At 45.9% G+C, this 18,471-nt stretch carries 16 protein-coding genes; 9 read left to right on the top strand and 7 right to left on the bottom strand.

Annotated features, from left to right (window positions below):
* Positions 1-51 precede the first annotated feature (51 nt).
* The 4 genes from chrA to E7Z59_RS11875 are packed head-to-tail and all read left to right on the top strand — an operon-like array spanning position 52 to position 6,107.
* Positions 52-1,176 carry a chromate efflux transporter gene (gene chrA / locus E7Z59_RS11890; protein WP_136336568.1) on the top strand — a complete coding sequence of 375 codons (1,125 nt, stop codon included), beginning with the start codon at positions 52-54 and terminating at the stop codon, positions 1,174-1,176.
* A gap of 10 nt (positions 1,177-1,186) precedes the next feature.
* A complete protein-coding gene (locus E7Z59_RS11885; protein WP_136336567.1) occupies positions 1,187-3,697 on the top strand; it encodes a heavy metal translocating P-type ATPase in 2,511 nt (836 codons plus the stop codon).
* Positions 3,694-4,416, top strand: coding sequence for a PepSY domain-containing protein (locus tag E7Z59_RS11880; RefSeq protein WP_136336566.1), 723 nt, complete (start codon positions 3,694-3,696; stop codon positions 4,414-4,416). Before E7Z59_RS11885 ends, E7Z59_RS11880 begins: the two co-directional genes overlap by 4 nt.
* Positions 4,413-6,107 (top strand): efflux RND transporter periplasmic adaptor subunit, encoded by a 1,695-nt coding sequence (locus E7Z59_RS11875; protein ID WP_136336565.1) that lies wholly within the window; start codon positions 4,413-4,415, stop codon positions 6,105-6,107. The genes E7Z59_RS11880 and E7Z59_RS11875 overlap by 4 nt, the downstream gene beginning before the upstream one ends.
* Positions 6,108-6,266: 159 nt before the next feature.
* Here E7Z59_RS11875 and E7Z59_RS11870 read toward each other — a convergent pair whose 3' ends face one another.
* From E7Z59_RS11870 to E7Z59_RS11855, 4 genes are all read right to left on the bottom strand, one after another.
* Positions 6,267-6,449, bottom strand: a complete 183-nt coding sequence (locus E7Z59_RS11870) for a hypothetical protein (protein ID WP_136336564.1) — start codon at positions 6,447-6,449, stop codon at positions 6,267-6,269.
* Between the two features lie 436 nt (positions 6,450-6,885).
* Positions 6,886-7,086: a hypothetical protein gene (locus tag E7Z59_RS11865; RefSeq protein WP_136336563.1), complete on the bottom strand. Its 201-nt coding sequence runs from the start codon at positions 7,084-7,086 to the stop codon at positions 6,886-6,888.
* Between the two features lie 965 nt (positions 7,087-8,051).
* Positions 8,052-9,407, bottom strand: coding sequence for a pyridoxal-phosphate dependent enzyme (locus tag E7Z59_RS11860; RefSeq protein WP_136336562.1), 1,356 nt, complete (start codon positions 9,405-9,407; stop codon positions 8,052-8,054).
* 59 nt (positions 9,408-9,466) lie between these two features.
* On the bottom strand, positions 9,467-10,702 hold the full coding sequence (locus E7Z59_RS11855) for an ABC transporter permease (protein WP_136336561.1): 1,236 nt from the start codon (positions 10,700-10,702) through the stop codon (positions 9,467-9,469).
* A gap of 3 nt (positions 10,703-10,705) precedes the next feature.
* Here E7Z59_RS11855 and E7Z59_RS11850 point away from each other — a divergent pair, with 3 nt between their 5' ends.
* The gene (locus E7Z59_RS11850) at positions 10,706-11,935 is read left to right on the top strand and encodes an exo-beta-N-acetylmuramidase NamZ family protein (protein WP_136336560.1); all 1,230 of its coding nucleotides are present in this window, start codon (positions 10,706-10,708) and stop codon (positions 11,933-11,935) included.
* Here the strand turns inward: E7Z59_RS11850 and E7Z59_RS11845 are convergent.
* Positions 11,926-12,786, bottom strand: a complete 861-nt coding sequence (locus E7Z59_RS11845; protein ID WP_136336559.1) for a sterol desaturase family protein — start codon at positions 12,784-12,786, stop codon at positions 11,926-11,928. The two genes, E7Z59_RS11850 and E7Z59_RS11845, sit on opposite strands and share 10 nt — an antisense overlap.
* Before the next feature lie 23 nt (positions 12,787-12,809).
* A complete protein-coding gene (locus E7Z59_RS11840) occupies positions 12,810-13,304 on the bottom strand; it encodes a YkgJ family cysteine cluster protein (protein WP_136336558.1) in 495 nt (164 codons plus the stop codon).
* A 30-nt stretch (positions 13,305-13,334) separates the two neighbouring features.
* On the opposite strand from E7Z59_RS11840, the gene E7Z59_RS11835 reads away from it, so the two are divergent.
* Positions 13,335-14,036: a class I SAM-dependent methyltransferase gene (locus E7Z59_RS11835; protein WP_136336557.1), complete on the top strand. Its 702-nt coding sequence runs from the start codon at positions 13,335-13,337 to the stop codon at positions 14,034-14,036.
* Between the two features lie 196 nt (positions 14,037-14,232).
* Here E7Z59_RS11835 and E7Z59_RS11830 read toward each other — a convergent pair whose 3' ends face one another.
* The gene (locus E7Z59_RS11830) at positions 14,233-14,865 is read right to left on the bottom strand and encodes a 7-carboxy-7-deazaguanine synthase QueE (RefSeq protein ID WP_136336556.1); all 633 of its coding nucleotides are present in this window, start codon (positions 14,863-14,865) and stop codon (positions 14,233-14,235) included.
* 451 nt (positions 14,866-15,316) lie between these two features.
* Between E7Z59_RS11830 and E7Z59_RS11825 the strand changes: the two genes are divergently transcribed.
* From E7Z59_RS11825 to aqpZ, 3 genes are all read left to right on the top strand, one after another.
* Positions 15,317-16,828: a helicase HerA-like domain-containing protein gene (locus E7Z59_RS11825; protein ID WP_136336555.1), complete on the top strand. Its 1,512-nt coding sequence runs from the start codon at positions 15,317-15,319 to the stop codon at positions 16,826-16,828.
* Positions 16,825-17,190 carry a cupin domain-containing protein gene (locus E7Z59_RS11820; RefSeq protein WP_136336554.1) on the top strand — a complete coding sequence of 122 codons (366 nt, stop codon included), beginning with the start codon at positions 16,825-16,827 and terminating at the stop codon, positions 17,188-17,190. Before E7Z59_RS11825 ends, E7Z59_RS11820 begins: the two co-directional genes overlap by 4 nt.
* 523 nt (positions 17,191-17,713) lie before the next feature.
* On the top strand, positions 17,714-18,457 hold the full coding sequence (aqpZ, locus tag E7Z59_RS11815; RefSeq protein WP_136336553.1) for an aquaporin Z: 744 nt from the start codon (positions 17,714-17,716) through the stop codon (positions 18,455-18,457).
* Positions 18,458-18,471: the final 14 nt, after the last annotated feature.

Below are 18,471 nucleotides of genomic sequence, written 5' to 3'. Positions count from 1 at the left end.
TGCGAGATACCCGGATCCGGCTTCCCGGATATCCCGCATTAGGGTATGCATATGAGTAATCTTAAAGAAATAGCCTCGGTGTTTTTTAAACTCGGATGCGTGGCCTTTGGCGGTCCTGCCGCCCATATTGCGATGATGGACAAGGAAATTGTAGAAGAACGCAAATGGATGGACCGCGGGCATTTTCTGGATCTCATAGGCGCTACCAATCTGATCCCCGGACCGAACTCAACAGAGATGACCATGCATTGTGGTCATGAACGTGGAGGGGTTGCCGGACTTTTCGTTGCGGGGATCAGTTTTATTTTTCCGGCAGTAGTTATCACGGGTATTCTGGCATGGTTGTATACCTCCTATGGGCAGCTGCCCGAGGTAGTGCCGTTTTTAGCCGGAATCAAACCCGCCGTACTGGCTATTATTGCCTCGGCTATTTTAAAGTTGGGTAAAAAGGCTGTTAAAAATTCGGAGTTACTTGCCCTGGGCATACTGGTACTTACAGCCAGCCTGGCAGGTATCAATGAAATTACCGCTCTTCTACTGGGAGCAATTACCGGAACATTCTATTTTTTGTTGAAAAGTTCGGTGACATCCAACACAACCAACATGATAAACCCCGTCGGGCTAACAGGGTTGATGGCTTATACTGTAAAGAATATATCCACCCTTAAAATTTTCTGGTCCTTTCTCAAAGTGGGTGCCATATTGTACGGTAGCGGATATGTGTTATTTGCCTATCTCGATGCCGAACTGGTACAAACCGGTTTACTTAGCAGGTCGGAGCTTATGGATGCAATTGCAGTGGGACAATTTACCCCCGGACCCGTACTTTCCACCGCCACCTTTATAGGATGGCAATTGGGTGGATTAACAGGAGCTCTTGCAGCTACAGTGGGGATCTTTCTGCCTTCATTCCTGTTCGTATGGTTGTTAAATCCGTTGGTCCCAAAAATGAGACAATCCAGGGTGCTCAGCTATTTCCTGGATTGTGTAAATATTGCTGCTGTAGCCATAATGCTGGCCGTATTATATAAAATGGGAAAGGACAGTATTTCAGACTGGCAGACCGCCACCATTGCCCTGCTGGGTGCTATTGGCGTTTTTGGATTTAAAAAATTAAGCGTGATCTGGATTGTTATTGGAGGCTCTCTCATGGGGTATCTTCTATACCAATTCTAACTTTGTATACATGAAACATACCTATCATATAGAAGGAATGAGTTGTAACGGATGCCGCAATCATGTGGAGTCCATGCTAAAAAAACAGGAAGGCGTGGTGGATGCCCAGGTTGACCTGGCTGAAAAAAAGGCGGTAGTTGAAGCCGATGAGCATGTATCTTTGGCCACGCTGCAGGAAGCCTTTAAGGCAGAAGGAAGTCACTACAGTATTCACCCGGAAGACTACATTCCATCTCAGAACGCTGAAAAGCAAGCCCCTGCAAACGGGAAGGATGGGCCCGGGGTGTGGTATTGCCCCATGCATTGTGAGGGAGATAAAACCTATGATCAGCCCGGAGATTGCCCGGTTTGCGGAATGGACCTGGTAAAGCAAGCAACGGAAGTTTCTTCTGAAGTCATCTATACCTGTCCTATGCACCCGGAAATAGAACAGAACGAGGCCGGCTCCTGCCCCATCTGCGGTATGGACCTGGTGCCTCAACAACCAACCGGCGAAGAAGAAGACCCGACTTATAAGCGACTGCTGAAAAAATTCAAGGTAGCTGTAGGCTTTACCCTCCCTATTTTCCTGATCGCCATGTCAGATATGCTGCAACCGAATCCGCTGTATCGAATCATGGATCAGACCTATTGGAACTGGCTTCAATTTATTCTTTCCATACCGGTAGTATTCTACGCCACCTGGATGTTTTTTGAACGCGCCTGGAGATCGCTGAAGTATCGAAACCTGAATATGTTTACTCTGATAGGAATCGGTGCAGGGGTGGCATGGATCTATAGTTTAGTTGCTTTACTGTTTCCCAATATATTCCCTGAAGAATTTAAAACTCCCGAAGGGTTAGTTCATCTCTATTTCGAGTCTGCTACGGTCATCCTCACCCTGGTACTTCTGGGGCAATTACTGGAGGCCAAAGCCCACAGTAAAACCAATGCTGCTGTTAAAGAACTATTACAGCTTGCACCCAACCAGGCTATTCGCATCAATAATGGAAAGGAAGAGATCATAGCCGTTTCTCAGATCCAAAAGGGTGATCTGCTTAAAATAAAACCGGGAGATAAGATCCCTGTAGACGGTCGTATCTCTGAAGGAAACACGGTCATAGACGAATCCATGATAACCGGAGAACCAGTTGGTGTGGAAAAACAGGAAGGAGATTCCATCAAGGCAGGGACAGTGAACGGAAACCGGACCGTGGTCATGCTTGCCGAAAAAGTAGGCAAGGAAACGTTGCTTGCGCAGATCATCTCTATGGTCAATGAAGCCAGCCGCTCCCGTGCTCCCATCCAAAATTTGGCCGATCGTATTTCTGCCTGGTTCGTTCCCATGGTGGTACTGACAGCATTGATCACCTTTATTACCTGGGTCATTTGGGGGCCGGAACCTGCTTACACCTATGCCCTGATCAATGCCATTGCCGTATTGATCATTGCTTGTCCGTGTGCTTTAGGCCTGGCAACACCCATGTCTGTGATGGTAGGTGTTGGTAAAGGCGCCCAATCGGGAGTTTTGGTTAAAAATGCAGAGGCGTTAGAGAAAATGGCAAAAGCAACCGTACTCCTGGTAGATAAGACAGGTACCCTCACAGAAGGGAAGCCTGCTGTAGAAAAGATCATCAGTCTTGATAAGAACTATTCTGCAGACCAAATTGCCCTCCTGGTGGCTACCCTCAATAAGAACAGTGAACACCCCCTTGCAGACGCTACAGTAGAATTTGCCTTAGCCAAGGGGTTAGCACTTAAGAAGGCAGAAGACTTTGAGGCAGTTACAGGAAAAGGGGTTAGAGGCAAGATCGAAGGTATGCATATCCTTGTTGGCAATACTGCCCTGATGAGCGATGAGGGTGTGACCATCTCACCGGAAGCTAATAAGGAACTTGAGAAGGCGCGCTCGGAAGGAAAAACAGTACCCCTGGTTGCCATAAACGGCAAGCTTACAGGTTACCTTTTAATTTCCGACCGTATCCGGAAAAATAGTAAGTCGGCTATCAACACCTTACAAAAACACGGTCTTCAGGTGATCATGCTTACCGGGGATAATGCAGCTACTGCGAGAGCAGTCTCTACTACAATCGGTATCACAGATTACCGTGCCGGACTCTTACCGGAAGACAAACTAAAGGCAGTAAAAGCACTGCAGGAAAGTGGTGAGGTGGTTGCCATGACAGGAGATGGCATTAACGATGCCCCTGCCCTGGCACAAAGTGATATCGGCATCGCCATGGGTACCGGTACCGATATAGCCATAGAAAGTGCCGAACTCACCTTGTTGAAAGGTGATATCAGCGGACTGATAAAAGCCCGGATACTAAGTGAAAAAGTCATGAAAAACATCAAACAGAATCTGTTCTTTGCCCTGATCTATAACAGCATAGGGGTACCTGTGGCTGCAGGAGTGCTCTATCCATTTTTTGGGGTATTGCTTTCTCCCATGATCGCTGCCCTGGCAATGAGTTTCAGTTCTGTATCAGTAATAACCAATGCGCTGCGCCTTAGAAGCGCCCAAATCAATAACTTAACATGATCGATAGAAAAAAAGCAATGGCCCTTAGAAAGGCGCATCGTTACCTGGGTATAATCCTGGGAGCACAATTTATTATGTGGACCGTTTCAGGCATGTATTTCAGCTGGACAGACATTGATTCAATACATGGAGACCAGTTTAAAAATTTAAACTTTGTACCCGAGAAACAAGCAGCCCTCATTTCCCCATCGGAGCTTGAAACATCAGAAGGCATCAACCATCTGGAGTTAAGGATCATCAATGATCAGCCGTATTACTGGGTAAACAAAAGCATGTTGTACAATGCTCATTCCGGGGTGGCCAAAGAGACTATAACAGAAGAAGAAGCCATGAGTATCGCCCGGGATCATATGCAGGACCATTTAGAGGTTGCCTCAGTGGAGGCCATTGAAAAGGCAGGCAAACACCATGAATACAGAGAGAAAATGCTTCCTGCCTATGTGATCTCCTACAAGGGAGACGAAGCCCTAAAGGCCTATATATCCATGCAAGATGGTAAATTCCAAACCGTAAGGCATCGTGACTGGCGCATTTTCGATTTTCTTTGGATGACACACACAATGGATTACGAAGGAAGAGATGATTTTAACACCACCGTATTAAGAGCTTTTTCCCTGCTTGGGCTCATTACTGTATTGAGTGGCTTTGTATTGTGGTATATCTCATCTCCTACCGTTAGAAAATTACAAAAACGCATAAAAGCTAAAACAGTATCATGAAAAAAACAGCGATCTATATCGGTACACTGGCCATCGGACTCTTCCTTGGCTGGTTGATCTTTGGCGGTAACAGTACGGCTGATCCTGAACACGATCACACCACTGAGACAGCTGCACAGATGTACACCTGCTCCATGCATCCACAGATCATGCAACCCGAACCTGGCGATTGCCCGATTTGCGGAATGGATCTGATCCCGGCCGACGCCGGAGCCGATGGTCTGGCAGTAAACCAGTTTCGAATGAGCGAACAGGCCGTTGCCCTTGCCAACATCAACACGACAGTAGTTGGCAATAATTCCGGTAGCACTGCAAGTCTGAGGCTTTCAGGAAAAATTGAAGCGAACGAAAAAAACACCCTGGTTCAGGCCGCGTATTTTGGAGGCCGTATTGAAAGCCTGAATATTAATACGACAGGTGAACAGGTTCGTAAGGGACAGCTTCTGGCAACTATGTATTCTCCTGAATTGGTAGCCGCACAACAAGAGCTTTTGACTGCATCAAACCTCAAGGAAAAACAACCCGGTTTGTACAAAGCTGTCAGAAACAAACTCAAACTTTGGAAACTCTCAGAGAAGCAGATCTCTGAGATCGAAACCCGTGGAGAAGTTCAGGAATTCTTTCCGGTCTATGCTACTATATCGGGTACGGTTACAGAAAAACTGATCAATGAAGGTGATTATGTAAAGCAAGGCCAGGCCCTTTACCGTATTGCCAATCTCAACAGTGTCTGGGCGGTCCTGGATGCCTACGAAAATCAGCTTTCCATGCTGGATGAAGGGCAAGCCCTTACCATCAAAGCTAACGCCTATCCCGGGCGTACCTTTGAGAGCACTATCGAATTTATTGATCCAACCCTAAACAATGCTAACAGAACTACCAGGGTACGGGCCGAGCTAAAGAACAACGAAGGTCTGTTAAAGCCAGGCATGTTCATCAAGGCGGATGCACAAATTGAACAACAAGAGGAGACCAATCGGCTCTTGATCCCCCAATCAGCCGTGATGTGGACAGGAACCCGTTCAGTGGTGTATGTTCAGCCTGATACCCAGGAGGCCGTTTTTGAGTTGAGAGAGGTAGAACTAGGCGGAGAGATGAACGATCAATACGAAGTATTGGCCGGCCTGCAGAATGGAGAGCGTATTGTTACTCAGGGCACCTTTACCATCGATGCAGCCGCTCAATTACAGGGAAAACCCTCTATGATGAACAGGGAAGAAAAAGAGGAAGACAACTCGAATGAAGAACTTTCTCTTCCTAAAAGCTTTCAGAAGAGTCTTTGGCCTCTGCTTTCGGCTTATATGACTATGAATGAATCTTTCGTAAAAACTGATCCTTCGGGAGCTAAACAACAAGCCCGGAAAATGCTTGATATATATGAAACTATGGACGTTTCTTCCCTGGGTGCTTCAGAAAAGGATTTATTCGAGAAGGCCGGACAAATGATCACGGCCATTGCTAATAATGAAGAGATCGAAGCCCAAAGATCGCACCTGGTAATACTATCAGATGCGCTTGTAGTTTTGGCAAAAAACATGGAGGAACTTCCCGAAACCCTGTATGTACAGAACTGCCCAATGGCCAATCAAAACAAAGGAGCCGACTGGTTGAGTACCAACGAGAAAATTCTCAATCCGTATTACGGTGATGCCATGCTTAGTTGCGGTAGCACCCTTGATACACTTAGGTAAGGAAATATTGAAAAAGGATAAATCAGAAAAAGATGGGCTTCATGCTCATCTTTTTTTATTTGTTCTTTCCCAGCTTATGATAAAGCCGGATCACAAAGATGAGCCAAAGGAGAAAAATACCTCCTACGATAAGTGAATAGATTAAGATCAGATCTGACATCAGTCTTTGCTTTTAAAGTAATTCATAAATCCGAGTATGGTAGGTGCCCATAAGCCGATAAAAATCCCGGAAAGCTTATGCCCCATTAAAAATACGGTCTCGGAGATCACAATGGTTATCAAAACAACCAGTATCATGATAACATTCCAGGGTCCGATACGCTTAATAAAATCTTTGATCATTAAATAGTAAAGGCTTGATTTAGCGGTGAGAAGTTAAGATTTTTTTAACAATCAGACCAATTCACTGAAAGAAATTCGAAGAAAAACAGGCCTGAAAATAAAAAAGCTTCCCGAAGGAAGCTTTTTGATCGTTCAATACTACTAACTCTAGATGATTCCAACGATATTGAAAACGGTCGAAATGAACGTCCAGGATAACATTGAAATCAAAACGAAGATGATAAACTTCAACGCGTAGATTAGTAAAGTCGATTGTTGTTTACGTAAAGATTGCCCCATAATGTTGATATTTAAGAAAAGAGTTGATACAATTTTTCCATGTGTATTCTTGATATTGATTTGGGGCCTTACAAAAATACGTTGTTAATATAAGGCAAAATGACGAATTATCCAAATTCGATAACAGGAAAAAATTACAAGATGAATGACCATTTACCTATAAATGCACGTATTTACTGTCATTTTGAACAGATTTTTTTATGGCTTCAACGATAACAATATCTTTTAATCCTTCTTCTCCGGGTACCATTTCGGGTAAATTTTGAAGAATTGCTTTTGTATCATCTTGCATCTGCAGCACCTGCTGTTTCTTATTTATAGGATGTAATATTTTTCCGTCGCTGGTTTTTCCTCCCACTCCCGAATAAGTTTGTATGGGTTGTAAGAAGTAATAATCGTTCTTGCAATCCTTGAGCAATGTGCATTACCCCCCCCTTTACGAGATTTCTGAAATTAAATTCCTTATGTAGAGGGATGTCGATGAACAATTTCAATGAAAAAGCTTTTCATGAATGAACTATTGTTCATTTTGCCTTGATGCAACGGCGAAGCCCTCATGAGCACCTCTAAAACAATAAATAGGCGAATAAAACGAACCGTAATACTTAACTTTATTTCCCGGCGCGCCTTCTGGCTCCCCTGGCTGCCGTCAGGCAGGTTCGCTAAAAACAGCCACAGGCTGTTTTCTTAACGCTCGGCCCTGCTGCATGCTCCGCACTTCCGCTTGGTTTACATCCAACCCACCATCTGGCCGCTCACTATGCAAGGCTTTTAACCTTGCATAACCGTTCGGTCCTGCTGCAAATATTCGCTCTCTCCAAACCAGCATCTCAAATTGGATTAACTGAGTTATATTCTTTCTAAGAATTTAAAAGCCGTCCTCAGGTTCTGGCAGGCCAGGATCCGCTTGATGAAGTTGATGTTAAAAGCCAGGTGCTGTCTGAGCTACGCTGAAGGCGTGGTGCGCCTGCCTGCGGTAGGCAGGTTCAGCTGGCTTAGGTAGGACTGCGCGTAAAAAAAAGGTCTTGCAGACCTTTTTAGCGATAGAGCCAGCCGGCGCATGGGCTTTCTATCTATTATTCTAATTTTATTACAATGTTACTTTTTTACTCACCCTCTATTTATTGTTTTAGAGGTGTCCGTGAGCCCTGCGGGGTTGGGCAATGCAAAAAAGTAAGGGCTAATCATTCATGAACAGTCAAGTATAAAATCCCACAGCGATAAACCTGAAACGGGCTGTGACAATCTCCAAATAAAGAAAAAGCCTGTCAGCCAATTGCAAATTATGGAATATGGGAATTTTAAACTGAAAATATAAACTTTTTAAATCGCACTTATAATATCATGCTTGGTGATGATCCTATAGGAGCCGTCTTCCAGGTCAACTAAAACTGCCTTATTTTCCCGGTTGATCATTCGAGACACCTCATCAAGAGAGGTCCCTTTTTTAACTATAGGAAAAGGAGACTGCATGATCTCTCTGACTGCAAGATGCGCCAGGTCTTTATTATCTATGTAGGCCTTGAAAAGGGTTGACTCATCCAGCGATCCCGCAAAGCCCTCGGTATCTACAACGGGAAGCTGTGAGATATCATATTGCTTCATACGTTCAATGGCATGGGCCACCAGTTCTTCGGTACGCACCGTAATAAGGTCCTTCTCTGCATGGGCAACCAGGTCGCTCGCCGTTTTGATATCCTGTTCGAGGAATCCCCTGTCGCGCATCCAGTCATCGTTAAACATCTTCCCGACATAACGTGTGCCGGAATCATGAAACAGGACCACAACCACCTCTCCCGGCTTAAAATGTTCTTTTAACTGCAGGAGCCCCTTCACAGCAGCCCCGGCAGAATTTCCGCAAAACACCCCTTCTTCCCGGGCAAGTTTACGGGTGTATATGGCCGCGTCTTTATCGGTTACCTTGGTAAATCCGTCAATGATCTTAAAATCAACATTTTCAGGAAGTATGTCCTCCCCTATACCTTCTGTTATATAAGGATAGATCTCATTTTCATCAAATTCGCCGGTTTCGTGATATTTTTTAAAAACTGATCCGTAGGTATCAATACCCCATATTTTTACATTCGGGTTCTTTTCTTTCAGAAATTTACCCACCCCTGAAATGGTACCACCGGTACCGACGCCCACCACAAAATGATCTACCTTGCCTTCGGTCTGCTCCCAGATCTCGGGTCCGGTCTGCTCATAATGTGCCAGGGTATTCGATAAATTATCGTATTGGTTCACATACCATGAATTGGGGATCTCTGTAGACAAACGTTTAGATACTGAATAATAAGAACGGGGATCATCAGGCTCAACATTGGTCGGACATACCACCACCTCTGCTCCTACTGCCCTCAGAATATCGATCTTTTCCTGAGACTGCTTGTCGCTGATCACACAGATCAATTTATAACCCTTCACAATGGCTGCCAATGCCAACCCCATACCGGTATTTCCACTGGTACCTTCTATAATGGTACCTCCCGGTTTAAGCCGGCCATCGGCCTCTGCATCTTCCACCATCTTAACTGCCATCCGGTCTTTTACAGAATTTCCCGGATTAAAGGTTTCTACCTTGGCAAGCACCAGCGCATCAATATCGCGGGTTATGGTATTAAGCTTCACCAGGGGCGTATTCCCAATGGTTTGCAAAATGTTTTCAGCGTAATTCATAAGGGCATTCTTTGTGTCTAAGTTAGGTATTTAAGCAGGCTTACACAACCCAAAAGAACCTACTCAAAACGGATCGAACGCGCAGGAGATATCCTGGTGATGATATAGGAAGGAATTAACAACATCAATAAACACAGGAGCAAAGTACCTGCATTCAGGGTAAGTATGTGCCAAATATTCAAATAAACAGGGGCTGTTGATACATAATAGGTTTCAGGATCAAGTGGAATGATTCCCAGGTATTTTTGGGCCAGTAAAATTCCGAGGCCTATTGTATTACCCCAGAAAAGCCCCACCCCGATAAGGTAGGCCGCGTTATACAAAAAGATCTTCCGGATACTCCAGTTTGAGCAGCCCTGGGCCTTGAGTATTCCGATCATGGGAGTGCGTTCAAGTATAAGTACTAAAAGAGCGGTGATCATATTAATACCCCCTACGATGATCATGATACCAATAATGATGGCAATATTGAAGTCGAATAAGGAAAGCCATTCAAAAATGGCGTAATACTTAGAAGCAATGGTCTGAGAATCGAGGGTAGACAGTGTACTGCCATAAATTTCCCGTCCTTTTTCTTCCAGCTGATCAAAATCTTCCAGGAACACCTCAAAGCCACCTACCTGATCGTCTTCCCACTTGTTCATACGCTGAATATGACGCAGATCGGCAAACATATAGTTGGTGTCGAATTCCATAAACCCACTATCATAAATACCTACCACTTTGAATTTTACCTGGTTTGGAATTTCACTGGTTTTATCCTTCAGGAAATAAGCCCAGAATTCATCCCCAACTTTAAAGTTCAGGCGGTTGGCCAGGTAGCGAGAGATAAGGGCTTCTTCATTTCTTTTTCCGCTGTAATCGGGTAATCGCCCCTCTACCAGGTAATCGGTAAAAGGCTGCCAATTGTAATCGTTTCCAACGCCTTTAGCAATGATCCCTTCAAAGGTTTCAGCAGTTCGAATGATACCTCCTTTGGCGGCTACTGCCTGCACATGGGCAATGCCATCAACGGTTTTAAACTCCGGATAGAATTCCTGGTTGGTTGACACGGGGTTTACAGAAACATCAGACTGGTTGTTATCGTAATTAAAGATCTGCACATGCCCATTGAAGGCTGCGACCTTTTCGCGGATCTTCCGCTGCAGTCCGATGCCGGTAGCCACAGCGATCATCATCATGACCAGGCCAATAGCAATAGCAGCTATGGCAATTTTTATAATTGGGGCCGATATGCTACTTTTATGCTCCTTACCCTTTACCAGGCGTTTGGCTATAAAATATTCTAAATTCAAACTATGATCCGCTTATTAAGCCTCAAAAATACATTTTTATTATTTCTTTTTTCATTAGGGGCATGCAGCCTTTTTAAAGGAGAATCTCAAACCGCAGAAATGGCGCTCAATATCCCTCAGGCATCAGCACCTGTGCCCGCCGCCCAGGATCTCGCGGCCTATTTGCCCCGTCTTAAAGGTAAAACCATTGCGGTAGTAGCCAATCAAACCTCTGTTCTGGGTAATGATAATGGAACCTATACCCACCTCGTAGATACCCTTCTTGATCACGGCATCAGCATTTCAAAAGTATTTGCACCCGAGCATGGATTTCGCGGACAGGCAGACGCCGGAGAGACCGTAAAAGACGGTGTTGACAAACAAACCGGACTATCTGTGATCTCTCTTTACGGCAAAAACAAAAAACCCTCTGCAGACCAACTGGAAGAGCTTGACCTGGTGGTATTCGATATTCAGGATGTGGGGGTGCGTTTTTATACCTATATATCCACCCTGCACTACGTGATGGAAGCCTGTGCTGAAAAAGGTATTCCGGTTATGGTACTCGACAGGCCGAACCCTAATGGTTCTTATATAGACGGCCCTACGCTGGAGTCAGAACATCAAAGTTTTCTGGGCATGCACCCCATACCTTTGGTTCACGGGATGACCATAGCCGAATACGCTCAGATGATCAACGGTGAGGGATGGCTTTCTGATAATCTTACCTGCGAATTAGAGATCGTTCAAATGAAGGGTTACCAAAGAGAAATGACTTATTCACTTCCTATTCGTCCTTCTCCTAATCTGCCTAATGATCAATCGATAGTCCTGTACCCCAGCCTGGGACTTTTTGAAGGTACCCATATCAATGCAGGACGAGGCACCGAATTCCAGTTTCAGCGATTTGGCGCTCCGTTTCTGGATCAGAACCACTTCGGATTCTCTTATACACCTCAGCCAAATTTTGGAGCTAAAGACCCTAAACACAACGGAGCTCTGTGTTACGGTAAAGACCTTTCGTCAGAACCCGCCCCCGGGAAGGTTGATCTTCAGTGGATCATCGAGGCTTATCAAAACACTGCCGATAAAACAAAATTCTTCAAAGACCGATCATTTACCCTGCATGCAGGCACCGAAAAGGTTCGTGAACAGATCGAAAAAGGCATGACCGCCAGTGAGATTCGTGCCACCTGGAAGGATGACCTGGAACGCTTTAAAGAGATGAGAAAGGCCTACCTGATCTATCCCTGAGATTCTTTAAGGCCGGTCCCTTCAAACTTAGCTCCTTCAGGTGCCCTGTAGCCCTCAAATGGCAGTTTCAACAGTTTGTTGATCTTGGCATTGGAGTCGACATCAGGATAGGTATCCACGCCATAGACCAGGTCTTCATTACGCATTTTAGCAAAGGTACCAAACAACCGATCCCAGACAGAAAAGATGTTCCCATAATTGGTATCCGTATAGGGTAACACATAATGGTGGTGCACCTTATGCATATCAGGGGAAACAATGATCCAGCTGATGATATCGTCCAGTTTTTTCGGCAACTCTATATTGGCGTGATTAAATTGAGAGAATACCACACTCAGGGATTGGTATAACATGATGATGGCAACGGGAGCACCAAGAATAAAGGTAGCCAGGGTGGTAAAAATAAAACGGATAACACTCTCTCCCGGATGGTGTCTGTTAGCGGTGGTGGTATCTACGTGGTTATCGGTATGATGGATGAGGTGAAACATCCAAAGTGGCCTGATCTTGTGTTGCACCCAATGTGCGAGCCAGGCTCCAATGAGATCCATCAATAATACTCCCAAAACCACAGTGACCCATAAAGGCGCATCAAGCCATTGCAACACCCCAAAACCATTGGCCACGGTCCAGTCGCTCGTTTTTAACAGGATAAAGGCCAGAACGAAATTGATAACGATGGTGGTGAGGGTAAAAAATAAATTGGGCCAGGCGTGCCTGAACTTCCTGTAATCGAATTTGAACAATGGGGTTGCATATTCAAGCAGCCAAAAAAAGGTGATCCCCGAAACCAGGATAAGGCTTCTGTGTGATGAGGGGATGGTTTCGAAGTAGTTGATAATGGTTTCCATGGCCGTAAGATATAAACTTCGGCCTATTTAGGCAATCGCTTTTTCATTTCCTCTACTATGCGAAAGGCGGCAGGACAGATGGCTGTATTTTTCAGGGTAAGGTTCGTGATCTGGTGAAAGTTTTTCCGATCGGTATGTGGGTACTCCCTGCAGGCTTTGGGCCGCACCTCATAGATCAGACAATAATTATCGCTATCGAGAAAAGTACAGGGAACCTGTTGGAGCACATGATCCTTATCCTCATCAACCCTCAGGTATTTTTCAACGAACTGTTGGGGTTTCATTTTCAAAAATTTAGCAATACGCTCAATATCGGCATTGGTAAACAGGGGGCCTGTGGTTTTACAGCAATTGGCACAGTCCAGGCAATCGGTGCGTTCAAACTCTTCGTCGTGCAATTCCTGCATCAGCCTGTCAAGGTGTTTTGGGGGCCTTTTCTTTAGGCGTGCAAAGAACTTTTTGTTCTCTTTATTCTTATCTTTGGCCAACTGCGGCAACGACTTCAACAATTCATCCATAGTGCAAAGGTAATCACAAATATCAGCTCAATGAAAGACCTGCTGGGAAAGGCCATCTACGACGAATTTATGGGAAACCGGGAGCATACCGTTTTTACCGAAACGAGCATTTCTGAACCCGAGGAATTCCCGGTAGATTATATGCTGAGAGGGTATGAAGCCATGCCTCCTTTAGAGCAAAAGGCGCTAGACCTGAGTAAGGGTCATGTATTGGATGTGGGGTGTGGAGCCGGAAGCCATGCCTTATACCTGCAGGAAAGAGGACTGGAAGTAACGGCCATCGATATATCGCCCTGGTCAGTTCGCACCGCCAAAATGCGCGGAGTAAAAACGGCCGAGGTTACCGACCTCTACCACTGGCAGGAAGAAAAATACGATACCATACTCTTGCTTATGAACGGTTCAGGAATCCTTGGCAAACTCTACAATGTTGCCGACGGACTCACCTACCTGAAAGACCTGCTTGCTGAGGGCGGGCAGATCCTGCTCGATTCATCAGACCTGATCTATATGTACGATGAAGACGATGATGGCGGCAAATGGGTGCCCGGTGATCGATATTATGGGGAACTTATGTTTACCGTACACTACGGCGATGAAAAAGAAAGTTTTCCGTGGCTATACCTTGACTACGACAGACTGGAAGAGATCGCCCATTCGGTAGGGTTGCACTGCGAAATGGTGCTGGAGGGCGAGCATTATGATTATCTGGCACGGATTACCCTAAGGTGAGTTTGCAGATAGCAGTTTGCAGTTTGCAGTTGTCATCGCGAGGCAGCCCTCGGCTGACGTGGCGATCTGTTAGTTTTTCAACAGATTTTTTGTCAGGCTTAGGACAGAATTGATAATAGCTAGAGTTTACAGGCTTTTACTTCGTAACCCCGTAACCTCGTAACTTCACAACTCCCGACTCCCGACTCTCTACTCTCTAAGGAATATTCAAATACTTATGCGTCTGCAGTGAGACCTTCCATTTCGGGTGTTTCATGACATAGTCAACGATCTCCGGGATCATTTTCTCCCGTTTACTCCACTCGGGCTGAAGGTAGAGAATACAATTTTCATTGACCTTGGCAGCCTGTTCTTCGGCAAAGGTAAAATCGTGACGGTTATAGATGATCACCTTGAGCTCATGGGCCTTTTGGTAGACCTCCTCTTTGGGCAATTTCATCTTTTTAGGCGACAGGCAGATCCAATCCCACGTACCGGTGAGCGGATAGGCGCCGGAGGTTTCGATATGGATCTTGAGGCCTTTGGCTTTTAGTTTTTGGGTAAGCGGGTTCATATCCCATGTAAGGGGTTCGCCCCCTGTGATCACAATGGTATCGGAGTAACGTGCGGCATTGTCAACGATGTGGTCTACGTGGGTGGGTGGGTGGGTCGCTGCATTCCAGCTTTCTTTCACATCACACCAGTGACAGCCCACATCACAGCCTCCTACCCGAATAAAATAGGCAGCGGTGCCCTTGTGATAGCCCTCTCCCTGAATGGTATAAAACTCCTCCATCAGGGGCAGCATCTCTCCCTTATCTACTAATGCCAGTACCTCGCTTTTTTCCATGGGGGCAAAGATACAACTTAGGAAGGAGTTTACAGTTTGCAGTTTGCAGTTTTCAGTTACGGGTTACGTGGGTACGAAGCGATCAGGGTCACCGCGTCTTCGCGAATTTCCTGAATTTTGATTTCTTGTGTAGTGGTATGACGAATCACACGGCTTTTATTGTAAAATACAACGACCCCATCCGGTTTTGCCCTGCAAAACCATCTTCCCCTCTCAGGGAGGGCCGAGCGTTAAGAAATGGTTCAGTGAACCATTTTAGTGAAGGAGCCGGATAGCGCAGTGGATTCGCTGTCGGAGGTACAGCCGGAAGGGGTGTGCCAATTCCTTATCGGCCGTTTCTAATAAGACATTCCTTCACCGGCAAACCACTAAAATCACCTCGTAACTCCGTACCTCCGTACCATCGTCAATTCTTAAAAAATCCTGTAATTTAGTAGAAACATCCATCTACATGCAAAACGCTGAGAATTTCAGAGCCGCTATAGAAACCGGCTACACCAGTAAAGGGGAAGCCCTCGAAATGGGCGCTGCCATGCTCAATGGAGAAACCTTGACGAACACCCTGGTCAAGATCCCCTTAAAAACCATGAATCGTCACGGACTGATCGCCGGGGCAACGGGAACAGGTAAAACTAAATCATTACAGGTCATGGCAGAGCAATTGTCTGCCAAAGGCATTCCCGTTTTACTTATGGACCTGAAAGGTGACCTCAGCGGCCTTGCAAAACCCGGAACACCACATCCGAAGATCGATGAACGCATGAATGCCATCGGACTTGGTTACGAGCCTAAGGGGTTTCCCATTGAAGTCATGACCTTGTCTCAACAGGGAGGTGTCAGGCTGAGGGCCACGGTCTCTGAATTCGGACCTGTCCTCCTCTCTCGTATTCTCGATCTTTCAGAAACCCAACAGGGTATCATGGCAGTGATCTTCAAATATTGTGACGACAATGAACTTCCATTGCTGGACCTGAAAGACCTGAAAAAGATCCTTCGATTTGCCACCGAGGAAGGGAAGGAAGAATTTCAAAATGCCTATGGTCGTATCTCCACCTCCTCAACCGGTGCCATCCTGAGAAAGATCGTAGAACTTGAGCAGCAGGGTGCCGATCTTTTCTTCGGAGAACGCTCTTTTGATACCGACGACCTGATGCGCCTTGACGACAACGGATATGGGTACATCAATGTGATCCGCCTGACCGATATTCAGGATAAACCTAAACTGTTCTCCACCTTCATGCTCAGCCTCCTGGCAGAGATCTACAGCCGTTTCCCTGAGATCGGCGACCAGGACCGTCCGGAGCTGGTGATCTTTATTGACGAGGCTCATTTGATATTCGATCAGGCCTCTGATGCCCTGTTAGAACAGATCAACAGCATCATCAAACTCATCCGCTCTAAAGGGGTAGGAATATTTTTTATCACCCAAACCCCCACCGATGTCCCGGAAGAAGTACTTTCCCAGTTAGGACTCAAGATACAGCATGCCCTGAGGGCATTTACTGCCAAAGACCGGAAAGCCATTAAAATGACCGCAGAGAATTATCCGTTAACCGACTATTACAATACTGCGGAAGTGCTAACCAGCCTTGGGATCGGAGAAGCCCTGGTAACCGCCCTTGACGAAAAAGGAAGACCCACTCCCCTGGCCGCCACCTTAATGAGGGCACCCATGAGCAGGATGGATATTCTCACTGAAGATGAATTACATAACCTCATCTCCTCCTCCACTCTTAAAAGTAAATACGAGGAAGTTATCGACCGGGAAAGTGCCTATGAACTTCTGAATGAAAAGATTAAAAAAGCTCAGGAAGAAGAACTCCGGGAGCAGGCCCGCACCGATAGACAGCGCACCACATCTCGCAGCAGCACCCGCATGAATCCGGTGATCAAAGTGTTAACCAGTGCCACCTTTATTAGAGGGGTTATGGGAATTTTAAATAAAGCTATGAGAAAACGATGAAAAAATACACTGTACAAACAGCCCCCTTCAGGGTACCCACCACCGACGGGAAACTGATCGAAGAACACCACGGGGTTGTCGCCACAAACAATGCACAACTCAGTCTTGCCCATATGGTTGCACCTCCCCATTGGAGTGAACCCCAACAGACCCCGGAATTTGATGAATACACCTATATCATCAGGGGTAAAAAACAATTTGTCATTGACGGAGAAAAGGTGATCCTCGAAGCCGGACAATCTATCCATATTCAAAGAGGCGTACGCGTTCAATATTCCAACCCTTTTCCTGAAGAATGCGAATACATTGCGGTTTGTACCCCTGCTTTTACCCTTGACAAAGCGAACCGGGAGGAAGGTTGAGATTTGAGTTTGAGGTTTGAGTTTCAGGGACGAGTTTGGGTTTTAGGGTGAAGATTGAGTCTAATCGTCTTTGCAAGTCTACCTGTCGGTAGACAGGACCGCTGAAATTTGATTTCTTGTGGAGGGGGATGACGAGGGTCACCTCGAGTGATCCTGCAGAGCAGGATCGTATCGAGAGGCTGGTGATCCTAAAATGTTCTCGATACACCACGCTTTTAGCGTGGCACCTGTCTGCCGATGTCAGGCCTGTTTGCCGACAGGCTTTATGAAATAAAGCAGGGCAATCTCCCGTAACAGGAACGAGTTGGAGAGACGAGTTTGAGAGCTTAGTGACTTAGGTGCCTAATAACCACCGCTCACGGCTAATTTCAAACCGAAAACCGCAACTACTTGATTTACAATTATTTTTACTATTTTTAATCTGCGTACAGAAATTTCTGTACCAAATATCATTGTTCCCTTCCCGCCATCTTCCAGCCTTCTATCCTTTGGATCTATTAATCCTTATTAAATACATACTACAATGAGAAAGTATATTGCAGAATTCATTGGCACTTTCTGGCTGGTTTTTGGAGGGTGCGGAAGCGCCATTCTGGCGGCAGGAATTCCTGAACTGGGCATCGGATTTGCCGGGGTTTCCCTGGCCTTCGGACTCACAGTACTCACCATGGTCTATGCCATTGGCCCTATTTCCGGATGTCATTTAAACCCGGCAGTTTCTATCGGACTTTGGATGGGAGGCCGCTTCAAGGCCAAAGAACTATTACCCTACATCATTGCCCAGGTTGCCGGCGGTATCTTTGCTGCGACACTATTATATGTGATCGCTTCCGGAAAGGCCGGATTCGAAACAGGCACCTTTGCCGCCAACGGTTACGGCGAACTGTCGCCTGACGGGTATGGCATGATGTCGGCCCTCGTCATTGAGATCGTTCTCACCTTTATGTTCCTTATGGTAATACTCGGGGCCACCCATAAAAAAGCCCCTCAGGGATTTGCCGGAATTGCCATCGGACTGGCTTTGACACTGATCCACCTTATCAGTATTCCGGTTACCAACACCTCGGTGAATCCTGCCAGAAGTACCAGTCAGGCCCTGTTTGCAGAAGGTGTGGCACTTGAGCAGCTGTGGCTGTTTTGGGTAGCCCCGATCGTAGGAGCTCTCATTGCAGGATTAGTGTTTAAATTCCTGGAACAATCAGAAAGCAACCTGGAGTTGGAACTGGTTAAGGATAATCTTACCGAGCCGGAAGTAAAATCAGCATAAATTCATATTTTTAA

It is taken from the genome of Robertkochia marina (assembly GCF_004799345.1).
Lineage (GTDB): Bacteria > Bacteroidota > Bacteroidia > Flavobacteriales > Flavobacteriaceae > Robertkochia > Robertkochia marina.
The sequence above is the reverse complement of the archived record's forward strand: the minus strand, read 5'-3'. Positions and strand labels throughout refer to the sequence as shown.